The organism is Chromohalobacter sarecensis (assembly GCF_023061135.1).
GTDB classification, from domain to species: domain Bacteria; phylum Pseudomonadota; class Gammaproteobacteria; order Pseudomonadales; family Halomonadaceae; genus Chromohalobacter; species Chromohalobacter sarecensis.
On sequence record NZ_JAKGAN010000002.1, the window covers coordinates 563,915 to 580,204 of the forward strand.

The following is a 16,290-nucleotide window of genomic DNA, read 5'->3' on the forward strand; positions in this document are numbered from 1 at the left end:
CCGGGTAATGTAGTCAAGACAACAATAGTCAAGACAACAACTTGCCATGTCGGCCACGGCGCTGACCGGCACATCCACCACGGAGGGCATCATGAGTCACGACTTGCATGAATCGCTGCGCGATAACGTCCGCATCCTCGGCGATAGCCTGGGGCGCACCATTGCCGATGACCTGGGCGATGGCTTCGTCGACAAGATCGAGACCATTCGCAGCCTGGCCAAGCAAGGACGCCAGGAAGACAGCGAAGGCCGCCGTGAATTGATCGAATATCTGCGCGCGCTGCCCGAGCAGGACTTGCTGCCGGTGACGCGTGCCTTCAACCAGTTTCTCAACTTCTCCAATATCGCCGAGCAGCACTATCGCGCGCGTTTTCGTCGCGTCGAAGACTACAAGCCCGGCACCCAGCCGGATCTCGGCGAGCTTTTCGGGCGCATTCGTAGCGCCGGCCATGCGCCGCGCAAGCTGATCGAGACGCTGGCCGCCATGCGCGTGGAACTGGTGCTCACCGCGCATCCCACCGAGGTCATCCGACGCACCCTGATCCGCAAGTACGATTCCATAGACGAGTGCCTGAGCACCATGGAAGGCGCTACCGAGCGCGAGGAAATCGCCGATCGTGCCCGCGGGCGGCTCGAGGAATTGATCGGACAGGCTTGGCACACCGACGAGATTCGCCACGAACGTCCGACCCCGGTGGATGAAGCCAAATGGGGCTTCGCGGTGATCGAAAACTCGCTGTGGCAGGCGGTGCCCGATTTTCATCGCGAGCTGGATGATCTGCTGCTGGCCTCCGCCGGTGAACGCTTGCCGCTGGACGCCGCACCGCTGCGTTTCGCCTCGTGGATGGGCGGTGACCGTGACGGCAACCCCAACGTTACCGCGCGGGTCACCGAGGAAGTCCTGCTGCTGGGCCGTTGGATGGCCGCCGATCTCTACGCGCGTGACCTTTTGCGCCTCAAGTCCGAACTCTCGATGTGGAAGGCCAACGGCGCGCTGCGCGCCGAGGTCGGCAGTGACCCCGAGCCGTATCGGGCCTTGCTCAAGCGCTTGCTGGCACGGGTCGAGGCGACGCGCGACTGGGCCAAGGCGCGTCTCGATGGGCACCCCTTCGACAGCGACATCCCGATCATCGAAACCCGCGATCAGCTTTATGCGCCGTTGCTGAGCTGCTATCGCTCGTTATGCGATATGGGCCTGGATACCATCGCCATTGGGAGCCTGCTGGATACTCTGCGGCGTGTGGCGGTGTTCGGCGTCTCGCTCACCAAGCTGGATATCCGCCAGGAAGCCGGGCGTCATGCCCAGGTGTTCGACGAGCTCAGCGATTGTCTGGGCTTGGGTCACTACCTCGAGTGGGACGAAGACCAGCGTCAGGCCTTCCTCCTCGAGGAGCTGGCATCGCCACGCCCGCTGATTCCCCGGCGCTGGGATTGCTCGGCGGAAACCCGCGAAGTCATCGATACCTTCCGCGTCATCGCCCGCGAGCACCGCGAAGCGCTGGGCACCTATGTCATCTCCATGGCGGGGCAGCCGTCCGACGTGCTGGCGGTGGCGCTTCTAATGAAGGAAGTCGGCGGCGACATGCACCTGCCTATCGCACCGCTGTTCGAGACGCTCGATGATCTCAATCGCGCCGGCGATGTCATCCAGCGGTTGTTGTCATTGCCGGGGTACCGGCGCATGGCCGGTGATGGTCAGGAAGTCATGATCGGTTATTCGGATTCGGCCAAGGACGCCGGTCAACTGGCCGCTGCCTGGGCCCAGTACCGCGCCCAGGAACAACTGGTCGGCATCTGCCGCGAGCACGGCGTCGCGTTGACGCTGTTTCATGGGCGTGGCGGTACCGTGGGGCGCGGCGGCGGCCCGGCGCATGCGGCGATTCTCTCGCAGCCGCCGGGCTCGGTGAACGGCAGCTTGCGCGTCACCGAGCAGGGCGAAATGATCCGCTTCAAGTTCGGTCAGCCGGATATCGCCCTGCGCTCCATGGAGATCTACGCCTGTGCGGTGCTCGAAGCCACGTTGCTACCGCCACCCGACCCGGAACCGGTGTGGCGCGAGGAAATGGACCGGCTGGCCGATATCGCGCATCGCGCCTACGTCGGCGTGGTCCGCGAGGACCCCGACTTCGTGCCGTATTTCCGCTCGGTGACGCCGGAAAGCGCGCTGGGGCGGCTGCCACTGGGTTCGCGACCGGCGAAGCGACGCCAGGAGGGCGGGGTGGAATCGCTGCGGGCGATTCCCTGGATCTTCGCCTGGACCCAAACGCGCCTCATGCTGCCGGCCTGGCTGGGCAGTGGCGAAGCCTTCGCCACGCGTCTCGCCGAACCCGACGGCCGCGAGCGCCTGCGTGACATGCGTGAGCGCTGGCCGTTCTTCGGTACCTATCTGGACATGCTCGAAATGCTGCTGGCCAAGGCCGACCCGGACATCGCAGCGTATTACGAGCGTCGTCTGGTCGACGAGCCGGCGCTGCAAGCCCTGGGCAAGTCGCTGCGCGAGCGTCTGGCGCATCTGCACACGGCGCTGCTGGATATCCTCGATCAGGATGAACTACTCGAGCACACGCCACTGATTCGCCAGGCCATCGAGGTGCGCAACCCCTATATCGACCCCCTGCATGGCCTGCAGGCGGAGCTTCTACAGCGTAACCGCGACGCCGACGGTGCGATCAGCCCCGAGCTATCGCGGGCGTTGATGGTGACCATGGCGGGGATCGCGGCGGGCCTGCGTAATACCGGGTGAATGCTACTTTTTATTGCGTCGGGCGCTGGTCATGACGGGCGCGCGGGCGTCAGTAGCGCCCGGGTGAGCATGCCGCCGACGAGGCCCCAGAAGGCGGCGCCGACACCCAGTAGCGTCACCCCCGAGGCGGTGATGAGAAAGGTGACCAGCGCCGCATCGCGCTGGGTTGCGTCGTGCAGGGCGTTGTGCAGGCTACCGCCGATGGTGGTCAACAGCGCCAGCCCCGCGATGGCCAGCACCAAAGGGCCGGGCAGGGCGGCGAATAGCGTGCCGATGGAACCGCCGAAGACCCCCGCCAGCAAGTAGAAGGCCCCCGCGCAGGCGGCGGCCATGTAGCGCCGCTCAGGGTCGGGATGCGCCTCGGGCCCCATGCAGATGGCAGCGGTGATCGCCGCCAGGCAGATCGAGAAACCGCCCAGCGGTGCCAATATCAGTGTTGCCAACCCCGTACAGGCGATCAGAGGCGACAACGGTGGCGTATAGCCCGACGCGCGTAACGTCGCCACGCCCGGTGCGTTCTGGGACGCCATGCTGACCACGAATAGCGGAATACCCACGCCGATCAGCGACGACAGCGTGAAGCGCGGCGCAATCGGTTCGGGCATGTCGATGGCCAGCGTGACGCGGGTCGTATCGATGCCGCCTTGCAGTCCAGCGACGGCCAACCCCGCCAGAAGCACACCGAGCACCGCGTAGCGCGGGGAATAGCGCCGCCCCAGCAGATACGCGATGCACATGGCGCCCACCAGGCTGACGTTATCCTCGAGAGAGGCAAAGGCCTCGAGCCCGAAGCGCAGCAATACCCCACCGAGCATGGCGGCGGCGAGGGCGTGGGGAATACGTTCCATGAGCCGCGCGAAGATCCCCGTGACCCCGCATAGCACCATCAGCGCGCCCGAGAACAGGAACACGCCGATGGCCTCGGCGAGCGTATAGTCGCCGAGGCTGGTCGCCAGTAGCGCCGCGCCGGGGGTCGACCACGCAGTGAGTATCGGCACGCGATAGTAAAGCGACAACCCCAGCGAGGTGACGCCCATGCCCAACCCCAGCGTACTCAGCCAGCCGCCGATCTGCGCAGGGCTGGCGCCGGCAGCCTCGGCCGCCTGAAAGACGATCACCGCCGAACTGGCGTAGCTTACCAGCACGGCCACGAACCCCGCCACGCTCGCCGAGACGGAAAGATCGCGTAGAAAAAAAGGCTGACGCATGGTGGCTCCTTGCCCAGGCGGTCGGCTGATTTTGGCATGTTGTGCGTTATAACGCACGATAGCAGCGCCGACGATGACGTACAATTAACCCACGGTGCAGTCATTCCAAGGACGGTTTACCGGAGGTCACGGACATGCAGGAACCCACACCGCACATCGCCGCGACACTCAAGACGCTGCGTGCCGCGCAAGGCTGGAGCCTGGATCGAGCATCCCGCGCCACGGGCGTCAGCAAGGCGATGCTGGGGCAGATCGAGCGTGGCGAGTCGAGCCCCACCGTGGCGACGTTATGGAAAATCTCGGGTGGATTTCGCGTGTCGTTCTCGTTGTTCTTCGAGCAGGCCTCGGTCGAGGGCGGCCCGCCTGACGATGCTGCCGCCACGGTATTGGAAGACGCCGCCGCCGGCATGACGGTGACGCCGCTCTTCGCCTTCGACCCGGACCTGCGCTTCGAGATGTTCCTGATCGAGCTGGCGCCGGGGGCCTGCAGCGAGTCATCCCCCCACGAACCTGGCGTGGTCGAACATGTCGTGGTGCTTGAAGGGGCACTTGAACTGGGCCTCGAAGGGCAATGGAACGCGCTTGGCACCGGTGAGGCACGACGCTTTACCGCCGACCGTGAGCATGGCTATCGCAACCCCGACCAACGCACCGCGCGCTTTCACTGCGTGATTCATTACCCGCAGGTCTAGGCTGGCAGAGCTTCTTACTTGTCTAGCGCTACACCGCTGCCTTTCGTCTTCCCCAGAATTCTCGCGGTATCTCGTGAAGGTGGAAGCCCGAATATCCGCGCGTAATCGCGGCTGAACTGCGTGGCGCTTTCATAGCCGACCTCGAAGGCGGCGTTGGTGACGCTTTTGGCACCGGCCACCATGAGCATTCTCGCCTGAAGCAATCGAACCCGCTTTTGGTACTGCAGCGGGCTCAGCGTGGTGACCGCCTTGAAGTGGCGATGGAACGCAGACACGCTCATCGCTGCTTTCTGGGCCAGCGTTTCCACTCTGATCGGCTCGGCGAAGTCCCGACGGATCCACTGGATGGCCTGGCCGACGCGTGCCAAGGCCGTATCCGGCGCCGCAATGTCACGCAGCATCCAGCCATGGGGCCCCTGCAGAACGCGGTAGAGAATCTCACGCTCGTATACGGGCGCGAGCGCTGAAATCTCCTCCGGGCTTTTCATCAATCGCAGCATGCGTAGCCACGCATCCATCAATGCCGGTGTGGTGGCCGCTACCGAAAATCCCGCATTGTCATCGTCTTCACTCTCGTTCTCGCTTTGCCGGGTGGGCGAAGGTAGATCGGTCAGCAGTGTCGAGAGCACCGTGGGATCCAGCGTCAGGCTCAGGGCGAGGTAGGACTCCCCAGAAGCCGCCGGATGAACCGTGCCCACTGCCGGCAACTCGATGGACATGACGAAATACGTCGCCGGGTCATAGCGCAACGTACGATCACCGACGGTCATCGTCTTACTGCCCTGCAGGATCAGGTTGATCATCGGGGCGTAGACGGCGGCCAGCATATGTGCCGGAATTTCTCCCTGAATCATGGCCACGCGCGGGATACCCGTTTCTGTACGGCGGTTCTCGGCCTTGGTAGCCAGGGCGCGAAGCTCGAGCAGTTGGTCGTTCATGGGAGCAGTTGGTCGTTCATGGCGAGTAGTTGGTTGTCGATGATGAGGCATGCTGATCCTGGGTGCGCGACCGCGCAAGCAAAAAGCAGAAATGGGCAGGTTTCGAGCAGGAACGGCTGAGTCCGTGATAAGCGTAGTGTTTATGGTAGCTACCGGCGATATCGTCTGAATAGCGAGGCTACTGAATGCTTGATCATCTCTTTTTATCCGTCAGCGACATCGAACGCTCGATTCGTTTTTACGAAGCCGTGCTCAGACCGCTGGGGATCACGGCCCGGCTCGATTACGACGGGAAAGACGGCCCATCAGGCCATCCGGATCTCAAGGGGTTCGGTGCCAATGGCCGAATGTTCTTCTGGCTACGTGAGGGTGTGGTCGAAGGAAAAGCCGTTCACGTCGGTTTCGTTGCGAGCAGTACGGCAGAAGTCGAGGCGGCCTACGTCGCGGCCATCGATAACGGGGCGACCGCCAATGGCACACCCGGGGCACGGCTGCATTACGACCCCAACTACTACGCCGCCAACGTTCTGGACCCTGATGGGTACAGTCTCGAATTCGTCTACAAGAATTGGCAGCACGCCCAATGAAGAAACTACTGATCTACGGCGCGACCGGCTATACCGGCCGCATGGGGGCAGAGCGTGCCAAAATGTTGGGGCTCGATTTCGAAATCGCCGGGCGTAACCGGCAGACGCTGGCTTCTCTCGCTGACGCGTTGGCGGTCCCGTTCCGGATATTTTCTGTCGATGGGACTGTCAATGTCGCTGCCGATGGTGGAGCCGCGCACGCCCTGGCCGGTATCGATGTGCTGCTGAACTTCGCGGGCCCTTTCGCACAAACGGCGAAGCCATTGATGCGGGCGTGTCTCGAGGCCGGTGTCGATTACCTGGATATCACTGCCGAGATCAACGTCTACCGGCTGGCGGAATGCTTGGGTGCCGAAGCGGCTGAAGCCGGCGTCATGCTGCTGCCCGGCGTCGGCTGGGACGTGGTACCGACGGATTGCCTGGCAGTGCATGTCGCGCAGCGTATGAACGAGCCGCAGTCGCTGAGCGTGGCGCTTCATGTGCCAGGCTCCATGTCGCGGGGCTCCGCGATGAGTGTCAGCGAGATCATTGGCGCAGGCCTGATGGCGAGAGTCGACGGCCATCTGATTCCGGCCCCCAACGCGCAGCCTCGAGACTTCGATTTCGGTGAGGGTCTTGTGCCGTGCGCGCCGTTGTCGTTTGGAGATCTGGTCACCTCTTGGCACTCTGCCGGTATCCCCAATATTGCTATGTTCGTACATGTCAGCGGCGAGGCGTTTCCCGAGGGTGATCTGTCACAACTGCCTGATGGCCCGACCGAGGCACAACGCGAGGCCCACCGCGCCCGTGCGGTGGTCGAGATAACGGGCGCCGATGGCACGGTGGCTCGATCGATGATCGAAACCATCAACGGTTATTCCTACACACCGCTGGCGGCCGTAGAGGCCGCGCGCCGGGTACTCAAAGGGGAACGTCGCCCCGGTTTCGAAACGCCGGCGCGGCTGTTCGGTGGAGGGTTTGCCGAGACCATCGAAGGGACGACGATCACGGATTTATAGAGACCGATCTCTAGAAACGGACCTACAGAGATAGAAGCGGACTAACCCTACAACGACTTCACGACTCAAGAAGCCGTTGGGGGCGCTGGCTTCCAGTTCACGCGCGATGAATCGGCCCGCGGTTCGTGCGGCTTCCGTCAGGCGCTTTGCTATCACCAAGGCTGTATGGCCCCGTCGATTCCGTAGAAGCCTCCGGTGGGGCCGTCCTTTCCAATGGTCGCCAGCCGGATGGCGCTTGCCGCGCCTTCCTCGGGTGTCGTGACACCCGTGTTGTCGTTGAGGTCTGTCTGCACATGGCCGGGCTCGACCACGTTGACCTTTATGTCGAAAGACGCAAGCTCCTTGGCAAAGCAGACGGTGGCGGCGTTCAGTGCCACCTTTGATGCGGTGTAGTCGAGCAGGTTGACGGTCGAATAGATCGAAGTCGGATCGGTAATCAGTGTCAGCGATCCGAGCCCACTGCCCATCATCACCACGCTCGCACCCTCGGCGGCTTTCAGGAGCGGGATAAAGCTCTGTGTCACTCGTATGGGCCCGAAGAGGTTGACCTCGAAGGTCGCTTTTATGTCGTCCATCCGCAGTTTACTTGGCGGAGTAGATGCGTCGATGAGGATGCCGGCATTGTTTACCAGGACATGAAGAGCGTCGATATGCTCGGCAAGCACCGACGCCGCGCGTCCCACGCTGGCGTCATCAGCTACATCGATCTCGATAAGTTTGACATCGAGACCGGTGTCCTGGAGCTCTTGAACGGCTCGCTCGCCACGTTGCCGATCTCTAGCTCCCAGCCACACCGACATGCCAGCTTGAGCAAGGCCCTTGGCTATGGCCAGGCCAATTCCCTTGTTCGCGCCCGTCACCAGTGCCTGGCGCTGGACTGTCATGCGCTTGGCCCCATGACGTGTTCGTTCGGCCCTTTGGCGTGGTACTGCAGATTTCCCAACAGTTGCGCGGTCACTGAGCGATGGGTGAAGCGCCACTGGCCATTGTGACGCTCGAAACGGTCAAGGTACTTGCCCGTGGCGATCGGCTGCAGGGGAAAACTCTCCAGCTGTTGATGGACCGTGTAGTAGCTTGATGAGCTCGCTCTTTCGCCAGAAGAATCGACGTCGATGAGGATGTTTGCCACCGTGTGCCATGTACGCGGGGTGCCATCCGCGTGACGCTGGAGGCCTGCTTCGAGGAATGCCTCGATTTGCGCCCGGTCCGCGACTACGTTCCCGGCAACATCGAACTCTGCGTATTGAAGAAGTTCCGCGACCTCGGCAAACCTGCCTTCGTCGATAAGGTGAACGTAACTGGCAAGGAGGCGGTGAATAGCGCGCTCGGCATCAAGGCGCATGATGGTGTCAGTACGATTGGAGTCAGTCATGGTCTTTTCCTGAGGTGTCTGGTGTCTGGTGTCTGGTGTCTTCGATGGCGAGAGGATGTCTCGCACATTTTATATAGCGAGCACTATATATGCGCCATGACAGCCAGGTTGGCAAGCTCTTTTAGCGAGCGCTATATATTTTCGGCGGACCTGAGGGTACGACCCCTGAGCAGCGCGATCCCGTGGGGCTCGCGCTGTAGTGAAGGTAACGGGAGTCGATAGCACGGTTTTCAGAAACGATCGAGAGAACAACGATCACGGATTTATAAAAGCAGACCCGCGGAGATAGACGTACCAGTCCTGCGACGGTTTCACGACTCAAGAAGCCGTTGTGGGCTCGTCGGTTTCCAGTTCGCGCGCGATAAACCGGCCTGCGGTCCGCGCGGTTTCCGTCAGGCGCTCGTAAGACATGCCGTTGCAAGCCGAGGCCGAGAGGCCACGCAGAGTAACTGTCACGTAGTCGGCCAGTGCTTCTGCGTCTTGCGGATGAACCTGATCGAGGTAGGCGCGAATCGCCTGGAGCCCGCCATCGGCAAGATTCTCGGCCATCTGACGGGCGGCGGGGTCATCCGCCCGCATCCCCTCCGTAATCAGACAGCCGCGTAACACGCTGTCGCGCCCGTATTGTTCGGCGGCGGTGAGCAGCAGGGTAGGAAGCGCTTCGGCAGGCGGTCGTTGTTCGGGGGACAGAAGTTCATCCAGTGGCAGTGCATTCTCCTGCGCATAGCGCACCATGGCCCGCTGGAAAAGCTCCGCCTTACTGCCGTAGGCGGCATAAAAGCTGGGGGGCTTGATGTCCATGGCTTCGGTCAGGTCATTGAGACTGACCGCGTCATAGCCTCGCTCGTGAAAAAGCGCCTGTGCGATAGCGACCCCCGCTTCGCGATCAAAAGCAGGCCGGCGTTGCCGAGTCTTATTGGTCATGGGGCCTCGCTGGATGAAATATAGGTTGTAGCGATCGCTATATATCAGAGATCGAACGCTCGAGCAAGGAGATGTTTTATATATCGACCGCTAAATAAAATGCGTGACACCTCCTGACATGTAGTGTTCACTACATAGGTCCTACCCATCTACTTCCACGTACAGGTAATCTCCATGTCATTCAAAGATAAGGTTGTGTTGGTCACCGGTGGCTCATCAGGTTTGGGACTCGCGATCGCGAAGGAGTTCGCCGAGCAGAGCGCTCGAGTGGTCATTACCGGGCGCCGACAGGAGCAGTTGGATGAGGCCTTGGTCAGTCTGGGCAATGACGCGACCGCCATTGCAGCCGATGTGTCCAACGCCTCTGATCTGGCGGCACTCTTTAGCCGTATCGAGTCGCTTCATGGTCGTATCGATGTGTTGGTCGCGAACGCCGGGATGGGCGAAATTACGCCTCTTGGCAAGATTACCGAGGCGGTCTTCGATCGCGTTTTCAATACCAACGTGAAAGGGGTGACCTTTACCGTCCAGGGCGCGCTACCCCTCATGGGGCAAGGGTCCAGTATTGTCATCATCGGCTCCACTGCCTCGATGAATCCCGGACCCGGCCTGAGTGTCTATGGGGCGACGAAAGCCGCCATCCGTGCCATGGTCAGAAGCTGGGTCCTGGATATCAAAGGTTCCGGCATTCGAATCAATTTGCTCAGCCCCGGCCCTGTCGATACCCAGTCTCTGCGAAGCATGCTGGCCGATGACGCGGAACAGATCATCCAAGCGTTCAGTGAAAAGAGCACGCTCGGACGGATAGGCGAAGCGCACGAGATCGGCAAGGCCGTGGCGTTCCTGGCGAGCGATGCCTCGAGCTATATCAATGGTGTCGAGTTATTCGCCGATGGTGGGGCGTCTCAGGTGTAATCAGCCTCGCGCGTTTATCCCAACCCCTTGAGCTGAGGCGTACAACCATGACCATCCTCGACCACGTCGAATTTGCCGTACGCGATGCCGAGGTATCGCGGCGCTTTTACGAAACGGCTCTCGCGCCTCTGGATATTGTTCGGGTCATCACCGTCGGGCCCGACCACACGCGCACAAAGGGGGCACGCCACGGTTTCGGCAAGGACGACTATCCCAGACTCTGGATTCATGACAACGAGCCTCCGGGCGTCGGCACGCACATCGCCTTTGCAGCGCAGGACCGAACCATCGTCGATGCCTTCCATCAGGCCGCTCTGAAGGCCGGTGGTATCGATAACGGGCCGCCTGGCGTACGCGCGCACTACCACGACCACTACTATGCGGCGTATGTGCTGGATCCGGACGGTATCAATGTGGAAGTGGTATGCCAGAGTTCTGCTATCAGCGGTCACTGAGATTAAAAAGGGGGAGGGCCTCGGGCCGGTATTTCTCCAGCAGTGCCCAGAGGATGGCCGCGCTCTGCGTATCGGGAAAACCCTCATAGCGTATCGGCCGAAAGTGCATCTGAAAGGCCCGCAAGGTGTCGTGTGTGAGCGAATCGAAGCGGCCGGTGATACGAACCGGGTAGCCGTAAGCCACCAGTGCACGCTGTAATTGCGCCAGGCTCGGCGGATGCTGCGTGAAGTATGCTTGATAAGCCGCGACGCGGTCGGTGTCAGGCCAGGCGCCGATGCCTGCGCGATAAAGCCGATACCATGGAAAACGCGGGCCGGGGTCGATCTTGCGCTGCGGGGCGATGTCGGCGTGGCCGACGACATCCACGGGGTCGATGTCATGGCGTTCGATGATGTCGCGTGCCACGGCGATGAGCGTGTCGACCTGGTGCGCGGGATAGGGTGTCCAGATACGTCCATTGGACGTGTCGCGCGGGCCACGATTGACGATCTCGATACCGATGGAGGTGTCATTGAGGTTCGAACGTGAGCCCCAGGCGCTGGCCCCGGCATGCCAGGCGCGGCGCGATTCATCGACCAGCTGATAGACCGTCGGCGTTGAGTCGCGCGTCACTAGATAGTGCGAGCTCACGTGCGGTCCAGTCAGGGTGCGCAGCGAGCGCCGTGCATTGCTGTCGGTGTAATGCAGCACCAAGTGGCGCACGCGACTGCTCTGCGCAGTGGACTGATAACGATGGTCGACTCGGTAGCCGTCACGCGACTCGGTTGTCGGTGTGCCGCTGCATGCCGTTAGAGCGAGCAGGCAGACGGCAACAACGCTGGCCATCGAGAGCCAGGGCACGGATAGCCGACATCGCGTTTGGTGCGAATGGAAGCGTGGCGTCGGCATGGCGGCGTCTCCGGCGTTGGCGTATTTCAGGGCTACAAGGCGGCATACCAATGGGCGATCAGTATGCCCAGCGTGAGCGTCAACGAGAAGCTCAGCATGGTGCCCAGCAGGACGTACTCGGTGAGCTTGCGGTCGCGATCCTCACGTAGATCACCGAAACGCAATACCGATTTAGCAGCCAGCAGGAAGCCGATGGGCACGAGCTGATCGGCGAGCACGAACGTCAGCACCAGGAACCGCTCGAGCATACCGATCCGCGCGCCCGCGTCGGCGAGCGTGCCGCTATTGTCCACGCCATGGCTCCAACGACGCATGATCAGGGCGATGAGAATCGAGAACGGCCGCATGACGATCAAATACGCCAAGGCCACCAATAGAGTCCGAGGCTGCAATAGCCACGCGATGGCGTGGCCGAGCCAGGCACCGTCACCGACCAGCCATGCCCAGGCGATGACGAGCACGGCGATATGTAAGGCCTGGTCGATGACGAAGTAACGCACGCGCTCGACCGGGGCGTGGCTCTTGAGAGCGTCGATGACGAGATGCGTGATGGCTATGAAAGCCGCCCCCAACAAGGCGATGGCAAGGGGCTGAGAGCACAGCAGTACCAGCCAGGCCAATGCGCCATGCACGCCGGCATGCAAGTAAAGGGCTCGGGAACGCTGGTGATGCGCGTTCTTGTCACGAACCCAGGCAGCGCTCTGGAGCAGAAAGTCACCGGCCAGGTGCGCGATCAGTAACAGCAATAGCGTGGTCAAGGGCGAACCGATCATCGCGGAGCCTCCAAGATGGTGGCGATGCGCTGGCCGATATGCGCGAGATATTCCTCGATCAGCGGCCAACGCGCGGCGTGCAGGCGTTGATGAATTGTCGGTTGCGTGCGTCCGAGCCGTTGGGCCAGGGCCTTTTGGGTTTCGCCGTGTTGCAACTGCCAGTACATCACTTCGGCGGCGTTATGGGTCCAGCCCTGGATGACGTCATCGGCGAAGCGGGTCAACAGGGCCAGGGTGTCATCGGGCGCGGGCAATGACAGCGCAAAGCGCGTATCGCCCTCGCTTAAGGCGTCCAGGGTCTGGCCGGAGCGCACGTAAACCTCGCCATTGGCCGACGCGAAACGCCCCGTCTCGGGTAAATCCCCCCAGCCGATGGCTACTGCGATGCGGGCGTCCCAAGTCTCGCGGCGTGAAGGCGAGTGACGTATCAATGCGGCACGGGTCAGTACGGCGGCCGTCATGGCCTGCGCGGGTGAGCGCAAGGCGACTTGAAAGCCATCGCCTCGGTAGCGGTCCACGCGCGCCCCGTAGTGCGATTCGAGGAGCCCTAGTGCGCTCTCGAGCGCCTGATCGAGCTGCGTGTGGTCATTGATACGGCGTGACCCGACGATGTCGCCGGTCAGCACACCCAGCGGTATGTCATCCATGTGTTTTGATCGCCTTTTAATACGATATATGGCAATAATAGTTTAATAATTCTATAAATCCATATAATCGTAAAATAAGTCAATTTTAGCGGCGTCAGATCTGATGCCTTTGATGCTGTAATTATATACAGTATTAAAGGCATGCCAACCCCGCAAGGCCCCACCATGTGGGGGAAACCTTGCGGGGTTTGATCATGGTGCTATCAGACGTGAGCTTCAATCGCTTCGGCGGGGGACGAAAGCATGCGGGCCTGGGTGGTGTTGCGGCCTTGGGCCTTACAGGCGTAAAGGGCTTCATCGGCACAGGCAATCATGGCATCGATATCCGCGCTGACGCCGGGTGGGCTGGTCACGACCCCCACGCTGACGGTCACGACATCGACGGTGGGCGAGTACTCATGTGGGATAGCCATGGCCTGGATCATGCCACGCATGGCGTCGGCCAGGCGCCAGGCCTCTTGACTGGAAGTGTCGATGAGCAAGACGAGAAATTCCTCGCCGCCCAGACGCACGACGATATCCGTTTCACGGCGGAAGGTATCGCGTAATACACCGGAGATCTGCACCAGGCATTCATCGCCGGCAGGATGGCCATAATAGTCGTTATAAGGCTTGAAATGGTCGACATCGATCATCAGCACCGACACCGTGCAGTCGAGTCGGCGTGACAGGGGAAGCGAGACATCCAGGCGATTTTCCAGCATACGGCGATTGCCCAACCCCGTGAGCGGATCGATCAGCGATTGTTCCAGCAACTGGGCATTGTGTGTCTTGAGATCCTCAACCAAGTGCTGAAACTGGCGTGCCAACTCGCCGACTTCATCGTGGCGTTCGGTGAGGTAGGTCGTCATCATAAGGTGGGTATTGTCACCTTCATGTAGTCGACGCGCATGTTCCGAGAGCCGCCGCATGGGGTGCAAAAAGTCCCGATCTATCCTTAGAAGCACCCAGCCTGAAGTCAGCGATACCAGCAGTAGTAGCGCGATGACCTGCATGGGCCAAGGCCACTGTGACACACCGATCACCCCGCCGAGCAGGCCGCTGACCGTGAAGGCCAACACACTCAGGCGCGCCCATCGGCCCTTGAATATAAGTGTATGTTTTCCCTGCATCGCTATTATAGACATTGGTTTACATGCCGTTTTGATGAAGCGGTTAGTCTAAACAGTTAGGTAATGTAAATAAAGTTATCTTATAAGTAAAATAAAATTAATTTCCTGTAAGTTGACTTACATCAGCTGAAGCAATCGTTTGAAAGTGGTGTAAGATCAACCAAGTATTGAAGTATCGGTTATCTTTTAAAGTTTCGATTTAATAAAGGCTAGGTTTTGTTCGCAAAATGGAATGGAGGCGTCCGGGTCAGTGCGCTGCCAAGCGGCATGCTGCATTCCCTGTCACGGCAGGTGGCGCACGTATTCGTTGAATTCAGGACATAAAAAGCCCCACTCCTGGGGAGCGGGGCAATAAAACGTCAGCTAGTCAAGACGTGTTGCTTAGAAGTTGAGACCGAAGTTGGTCTGCAGGCTGGTATGCCAGCCATCATCGACTGGTGAACCGAAGTAGTTGAGTCCGTTCTTGTTGGAAACGACGCTGAACCAGGCGTAGTAAGGCCCTGCGGTGACCTTCATGCCCAAGTCGTTGAGCATCGGGTCGTCGACACTGTCGCCGAAGCCGCCATTGACTGGCGTATAGTCGCCTTCAGGGCTGATATAGCTGAAGTCGTTGTAGAAGTAGACATTGTCGATGTCACCCCAGTCGACGTTCATGCTGTAGCCCACGCTGGCGGAATACATCTGGCCTTCGGCGGGGATCAGATAGCTGAAGCCGAATGCGCCAATCTCAAGAACGTCATCGGAAACCCCGGTAGTAGACTCAGCCGGGTTCTCGGCGTCGTATTCGTAGGCGGTGGCCTGCAGTTGTGTAAGCCAGTTGCCATAGCTGCCGTTCAAGCCCACGGCGGCCTGCCAGTTGCTGCCACTGTCGTTGGTCTGCTTGTTGTAGAGCTGACCGCCTTTGGCCGAGAAGTTGATCTCGGTGGTGTAGTCGGTGCCCTGGCCGAAGGTGTAAGCGACACGGCCGGCAAGCTGGTTCTCGGCGGAATTGCCTTGGGGGCTATCACCAACCGGATTACTCGGATCAGCGACAGCATTGGCACCGTAGTGCTCGTCGCCATCACCCAACTGGTCGCTCTTGAAGAAGGCCAGCGAGGTGTCCCAGGCGCCCTGGGTATGATCCCACTTGATACCCGCGTTCTGGTTGTCGTTGAAACCGGCCAGGTAAGGCAGGTTGCCGTACCAGCCCAGGTAGCCGTAATCCATGTTGCCGAACGGCGTCTGGACCAGACCCACCTTGACGGTGTCGTTGTCGCTGGCCTGGTAACCCATCCAGCCCTTCTTGAGGAACTGATAGCCGTCGTAGAAGCGATACTCGAACGAATATAGGAAGTTGCCGTGCTGGCCGTCGACGCCGAGGGTGAACTTGCCGAAGTCCATATCGCCGGCGGTGTCCTTGTCGACTTCGTCCCAGTCGTTATAGACGCCTTTCAATTGCAGCGTACCGCTGAACTGAGAATTCTGGATCGAGTCGATCAGCGAGCGATTTTCCTCGGCGAGGTCACGCGTCTGCGAGGTTGCCTGGCTGCTGTCGGCGGTCGCGGTCGACTGTTGGGCGTCTAGTTGCTGCTCCATGCGCTCGACTTGCGCGCGCAGGGCATCCAACTGACGTTGCATGGCCTCGGTGTCTTGTTGTGCCAATGCCGGTGCAGCAAAAGCCAGTGTGCCGGTAACGCCCATGGCGAGGCCGGCTGCCTTGAATGATAGTTGTGCCACTTTATTTTCTCCGTTTCCTGCTTAGGGTCGTGAGTCGTCGGATGGGCGGGATCGCCCTTGCGAACTGACGTCAAGGAAACATCGAACCGGGTATCACATGCCCCCTTGCTCTTGGGGTGCACAAAGGCACATCCACCCTGCGAATGAGGGTGGCGTCCATGCGAGGCAAACCATGTAGTGGGATGCGGTTCAAAAGTTCCCTGAATTCTCTTTATTTTTCATTATGGGGGGCATCATACCGAAAACTTGCCCTTACATAAACAGGTGTTATGGAATGGCCGGGGGATCCCGGCATAGACGCTTATGAAGGACTTGGAAAGC

The 16,290-nt window shown here is 60.5% G+C and carries 16 protein-coding genes; 6 read left to right on the plus strand and 10 right to left on the minus strand.

The features are described from left to right. The first annotated feature begins 91 nt into the window (after nt 1-91). Entirely contained in the window at nt 92-2,743 is a 2,652-nt protein-coding gene (ppc, locus tag L1071_RS05465; RefSeq protein WP_246969638.1) for a phosphoenolpyruvate carboxylase, read from the plus strand. A 29-nt stretch (nt 2,744-2,772) separates the two neighbouring features. Here ppc and L1071_RS05470 read toward each other — a convergent pair whose 3' ends face one another. Further along, nucleotides 2,773-3,951, minus strand: a complete 1,179-nt coding sequence (locus L1071_RS05470) for a benzoate/H(+) symporter BenE family transporter (protein ID WP_246969640.1) — start codon at nt 3,949-3,951, stop codon at nt 2,773-2,775. Nucleotides 3,952-4,085: 134 nt separating this feature from the next. On the opposite strand from L1071_RS05470, the gene L1071_RS05475 reads away from it, so the two are divergent. Continuing rightward, nucleotides 4,086-4,643: a helix-turn-helix domain-containing protein gene (locus L1071_RS05475; protein ID WP_246969642.1), complete on the plus strand. Its 558-nt coding sequence runs from the start codon at nt 4,086-4,088 to the stop codon at nt 4,641-4,643. A 14-nt stretch (nt 4,644-4,657) separates the two neighbouring features. Here the strand turns inward: L1071_RS05475 and L1071_RS05480 are convergent, their stop codons facing one another. Further along, a complete protein-coding gene (locus L1071_RS05480) occupies nt 4,658-5,581 on the minus strand; it encodes an AraC family transcriptional regulator (RefSeq protein ID WP_246969645.1) in 924 nt (307 codons plus the stop codon). A gap of 185 nt (nt 5,582-5,766) precedes the next feature. On the opposite strand from L1071_RS05480, the gene L1071_RS05485 reads away from it, so the two are divergent. Both L1071_RS05485 and L1071_RS05490 read left to right on the plus strand, forming a co-directional pair. Further along, nucleotides 5,767-6,168, plus strand: coding sequence for a VOC family protein (locus L1071_RS05485; protein ID WP_246969648.1), 402 nt, complete (start codon nt 5,767-5,769; stop codon nt 6,166-6,168). Further along, nucleotides 6,165-7,166 carry a saccharopine dehydrogenase family protein gene (locus L1071_RS05490; protein ID WP_246969651.1) on the plus strand — a complete coding sequence of 334 codons (1,002 nt, stop codon included), beginning with the start codon at nt 6,165-6,167 and terminating at the stop codon, nt 7,164-7,166. Before L1071_RS05485 ends, L1071_RS05490 begins: the two co-directional genes overlap by 4 nt. Before the next feature lie 152 nt (nt 7,167-7,318). Here L1071_RS05490 and L1071_RS05495 read toward each other — a convergent pair whose 3' ends face one another. The 3 genes from L1071_RS05495 to L1071_RS05505 form a co-directional block, all read right to left on the minus strand. Continuing rightward, nucleotides 7,319-8,050, minus strand: a complete 732-nt coding sequence (locus tag L1071_RS05495) for an SDR family NAD(P)-dependent oxidoreductase (RefSeq protein ID WP_246969654.1) — start codon at nt 8,048-8,050, stop codon at nt 7,319-7,321. Further along, a complete protein-coding gene (locus L1071_RS05500; RefSeq protein WP_246969656.1) occupies nt 8,047-8,538 on the minus strand; it encodes a nuclear transport factor 2 family protein in 492 nt (163 codons plus the stop codon). The genes L1071_RS05495 and L1071_RS05500 overlap by 4 nt, the downstream gene beginning before the upstream one ends. 318 nt (nt 8,539-8,856) lie before the next feature. Beyond that, nucleotides 8,857-9,462, minus strand: coding sequence for a TetR/AcrR family transcriptional regulator (locus L1071_RS05505; protein ID WP_246969658.1), 606 nt, complete (start codon nt 9,460-9,462; stop codon nt 8,857-8,859). A 195-nt stretch (nt 9,463-9,657) separates the two neighbouring features. Between L1071_RS05505 and L1071_RS05510 the strand changes: the two genes are divergently transcribed. Both L1071_RS05510 and L1071_RS05515 read left to right on the plus strand, forming a co-directional pair. Further along, a complete protein-coding gene (locus L1071_RS05510; protein WP_246969660.1) occupies nt 9,658-10,377 on the plus strand; it encodes an SDR family NAD(P)-dependent oxidoreductase in 720 nt (239 codons plus the stop codon). A gap of 47 nt (nt 10,378-10,424) precedes the next feature. Beyond that, entirely contained in the window at nt 10,425-10,832 is a 408-nt protein-coding gene (locus tag L1071_RS05515; RefSeq protein WP_246969661.1) for a VOC family protein, read from the plus strand. Here L1071_RS05515 and L1071_RS05520 read toward each other — a convergent pair. The 5 genes from L1071_RS05520 to L1071_RS05540 all read right to left on the minus strand — a co-directional run bounded on the left by L1071_RS05520 (nt 10,819) and on the right by L1071_RS05540 (nt 15,969). Next, entirely contained in the window at nt 10,819-11,721 is a 903-nt protein-coding gene (locus tag L1071_RS05520) for an N-acetylmuramoyl-L-alanine amidase (protein WP_246969663.1), read from the minus strand. The genes L1071_RS05515 and L1071_RS05520 overlap by 14 nt on opposite strands. 32 nt (nt 11,722-11,753) lie before the next feature. Further along, a complete protein-coding gene (locus L1071_RS05525; protein WP_246969665.1) occupies nt 11,754-12,494 on the minus strand; it encodes a DUF3307 domain-containing protein in 741 nt (246 codons plus the stop codon). After that, complete coding sequence (locus tag L1071_RS05530; RefSeq protein WP_246969668.1) at nt 12,491-13,141, minus strand: hypothetical protein; 651 nt, start codon at nt 13,139-13,141, stop codon at nt 12,491-12,493. The genes L1071_RS05525 and L1071_RS05530 overlap by 4 nt, the downstream gene beginning before the upstream one ends. A gap of 203 nt (nt 13,142-13,344) precedes the next feature. Beyond that, complete coding sequence (locus L1071_RS05535; RefSeq protein WP_246969670.1) at nt 13,345-14,202, minus strand: GGDEF domain-containing protein; 858 nt, start codon at nt 14,200-14,202, stop codon at nt 13,345-13,347. Nucleotides 14,203-14,634: 432 nt separating this feature from the next. Next, nucleotides 14,635-15,969, minus strand: a complete 1,335-nt coding sequence (locus L1071_RS05540; protein ID WP_246969673.1) for a hypothetical protein — start codon at nt 15,967-15,969, stop codon at nt 14,635-14,637. Nucleotides 15,970-16,290: the final 321 nt, after the last annotated feature.

Excerpts from the sequence above, each read along its gene's own strand:
- ppc (WP_246969638.1), top strand. The coding sequence starts at position 92 with ATGAGTCACGACTTGCATGAATCGCTGCGCGATAACGTCCGCATCCTC.
- L1071_RS05470 (WP_246969640.1), bottom strand. The coding sequence starts at position 3,951 with ATGCGTCAGCCTTTTTTTCTACGCGATCTTTCCGTCTCGGCGAGCGTG.
- L1071_RS05475 (WP_246969642.1), top strand. The coding sequence starts at position 4,086 with ATGCAGGAACCCACACCGCACATCGCCGCGACACTCAAGACGCTGCGT.
- L1071_RS05480 (WP_246969645.1), bottom strand. The coding sequence starts at position 5,581 with ATGAACGACCAACTGCTCGAGCTTCGCGCCCTGGCTACCAAGGCCGAG.
- L1071_RS05485 (WP_246969648.1), top strand. The coding sequence starts at position 5,767 with ATGCTTGATCATCTCTTTTTATCCGTCAGCGACATCGAACGCTCGATT.
- L1071_RS05490 (WP_246969651.1), top strand. The coding sequence starts at position 6,165 with ATGAAGAAACTACTGATCTACGGCGCGACCGGCTATACCGGCCGCATG.
- L1071_RS05495 (WP_246969654.1), bottom strand. The coding sequence starts at position 8,050 with ATGACAGTCCAGCGCCAGGCACTGGTGACGGGCGCGAACAAGGGAATT.
- L1071_RS05500 (WP_246969656.1), bottom strand. The coding sequence starts at position 8,538 with ATGACTGACTCCAATCGTACTGACACCATCATGCGCCTTGATGCCGAG.
- L1071_RS05505 (WP_246969658.1), bottom strand. The coding sequence starts at position 9,462 with ATGACCAATAAGACTCGGCAACGCCGGCCTGCTTTTGATCGCGAAGCG.
- L1071_RS05515 (WP_246969661.1), top strand. The coding sequence starts at position 10,425 with ATGACCATCCTCGACCACGTCGAATTTGCCGTACGCGATGCCGAGGTA.
- L1071_RS05520 (WP_246969663.1), bottom strand. The coding sequence starts at position 11,721 with ATGCCGACGCCACGCTTCCATTCGCACCAAACGCGATGTCGGCTATCC.
- L1071_RS05525 (WP_246969665.1), bottom strand. The coding sequence starts at position 12,494 with ATGATCGGTTCGCCCTTGACCACGCTATTGCTGTTACTGATCGCGCAC.
- L1071_RS05530 (WP_246969668.1), bottom strand. The coding sequence starts at position 13,141 with ATGGATGACATACCGCTGGGTGTGCTGACCGGCGACATCGTCGGGTCA.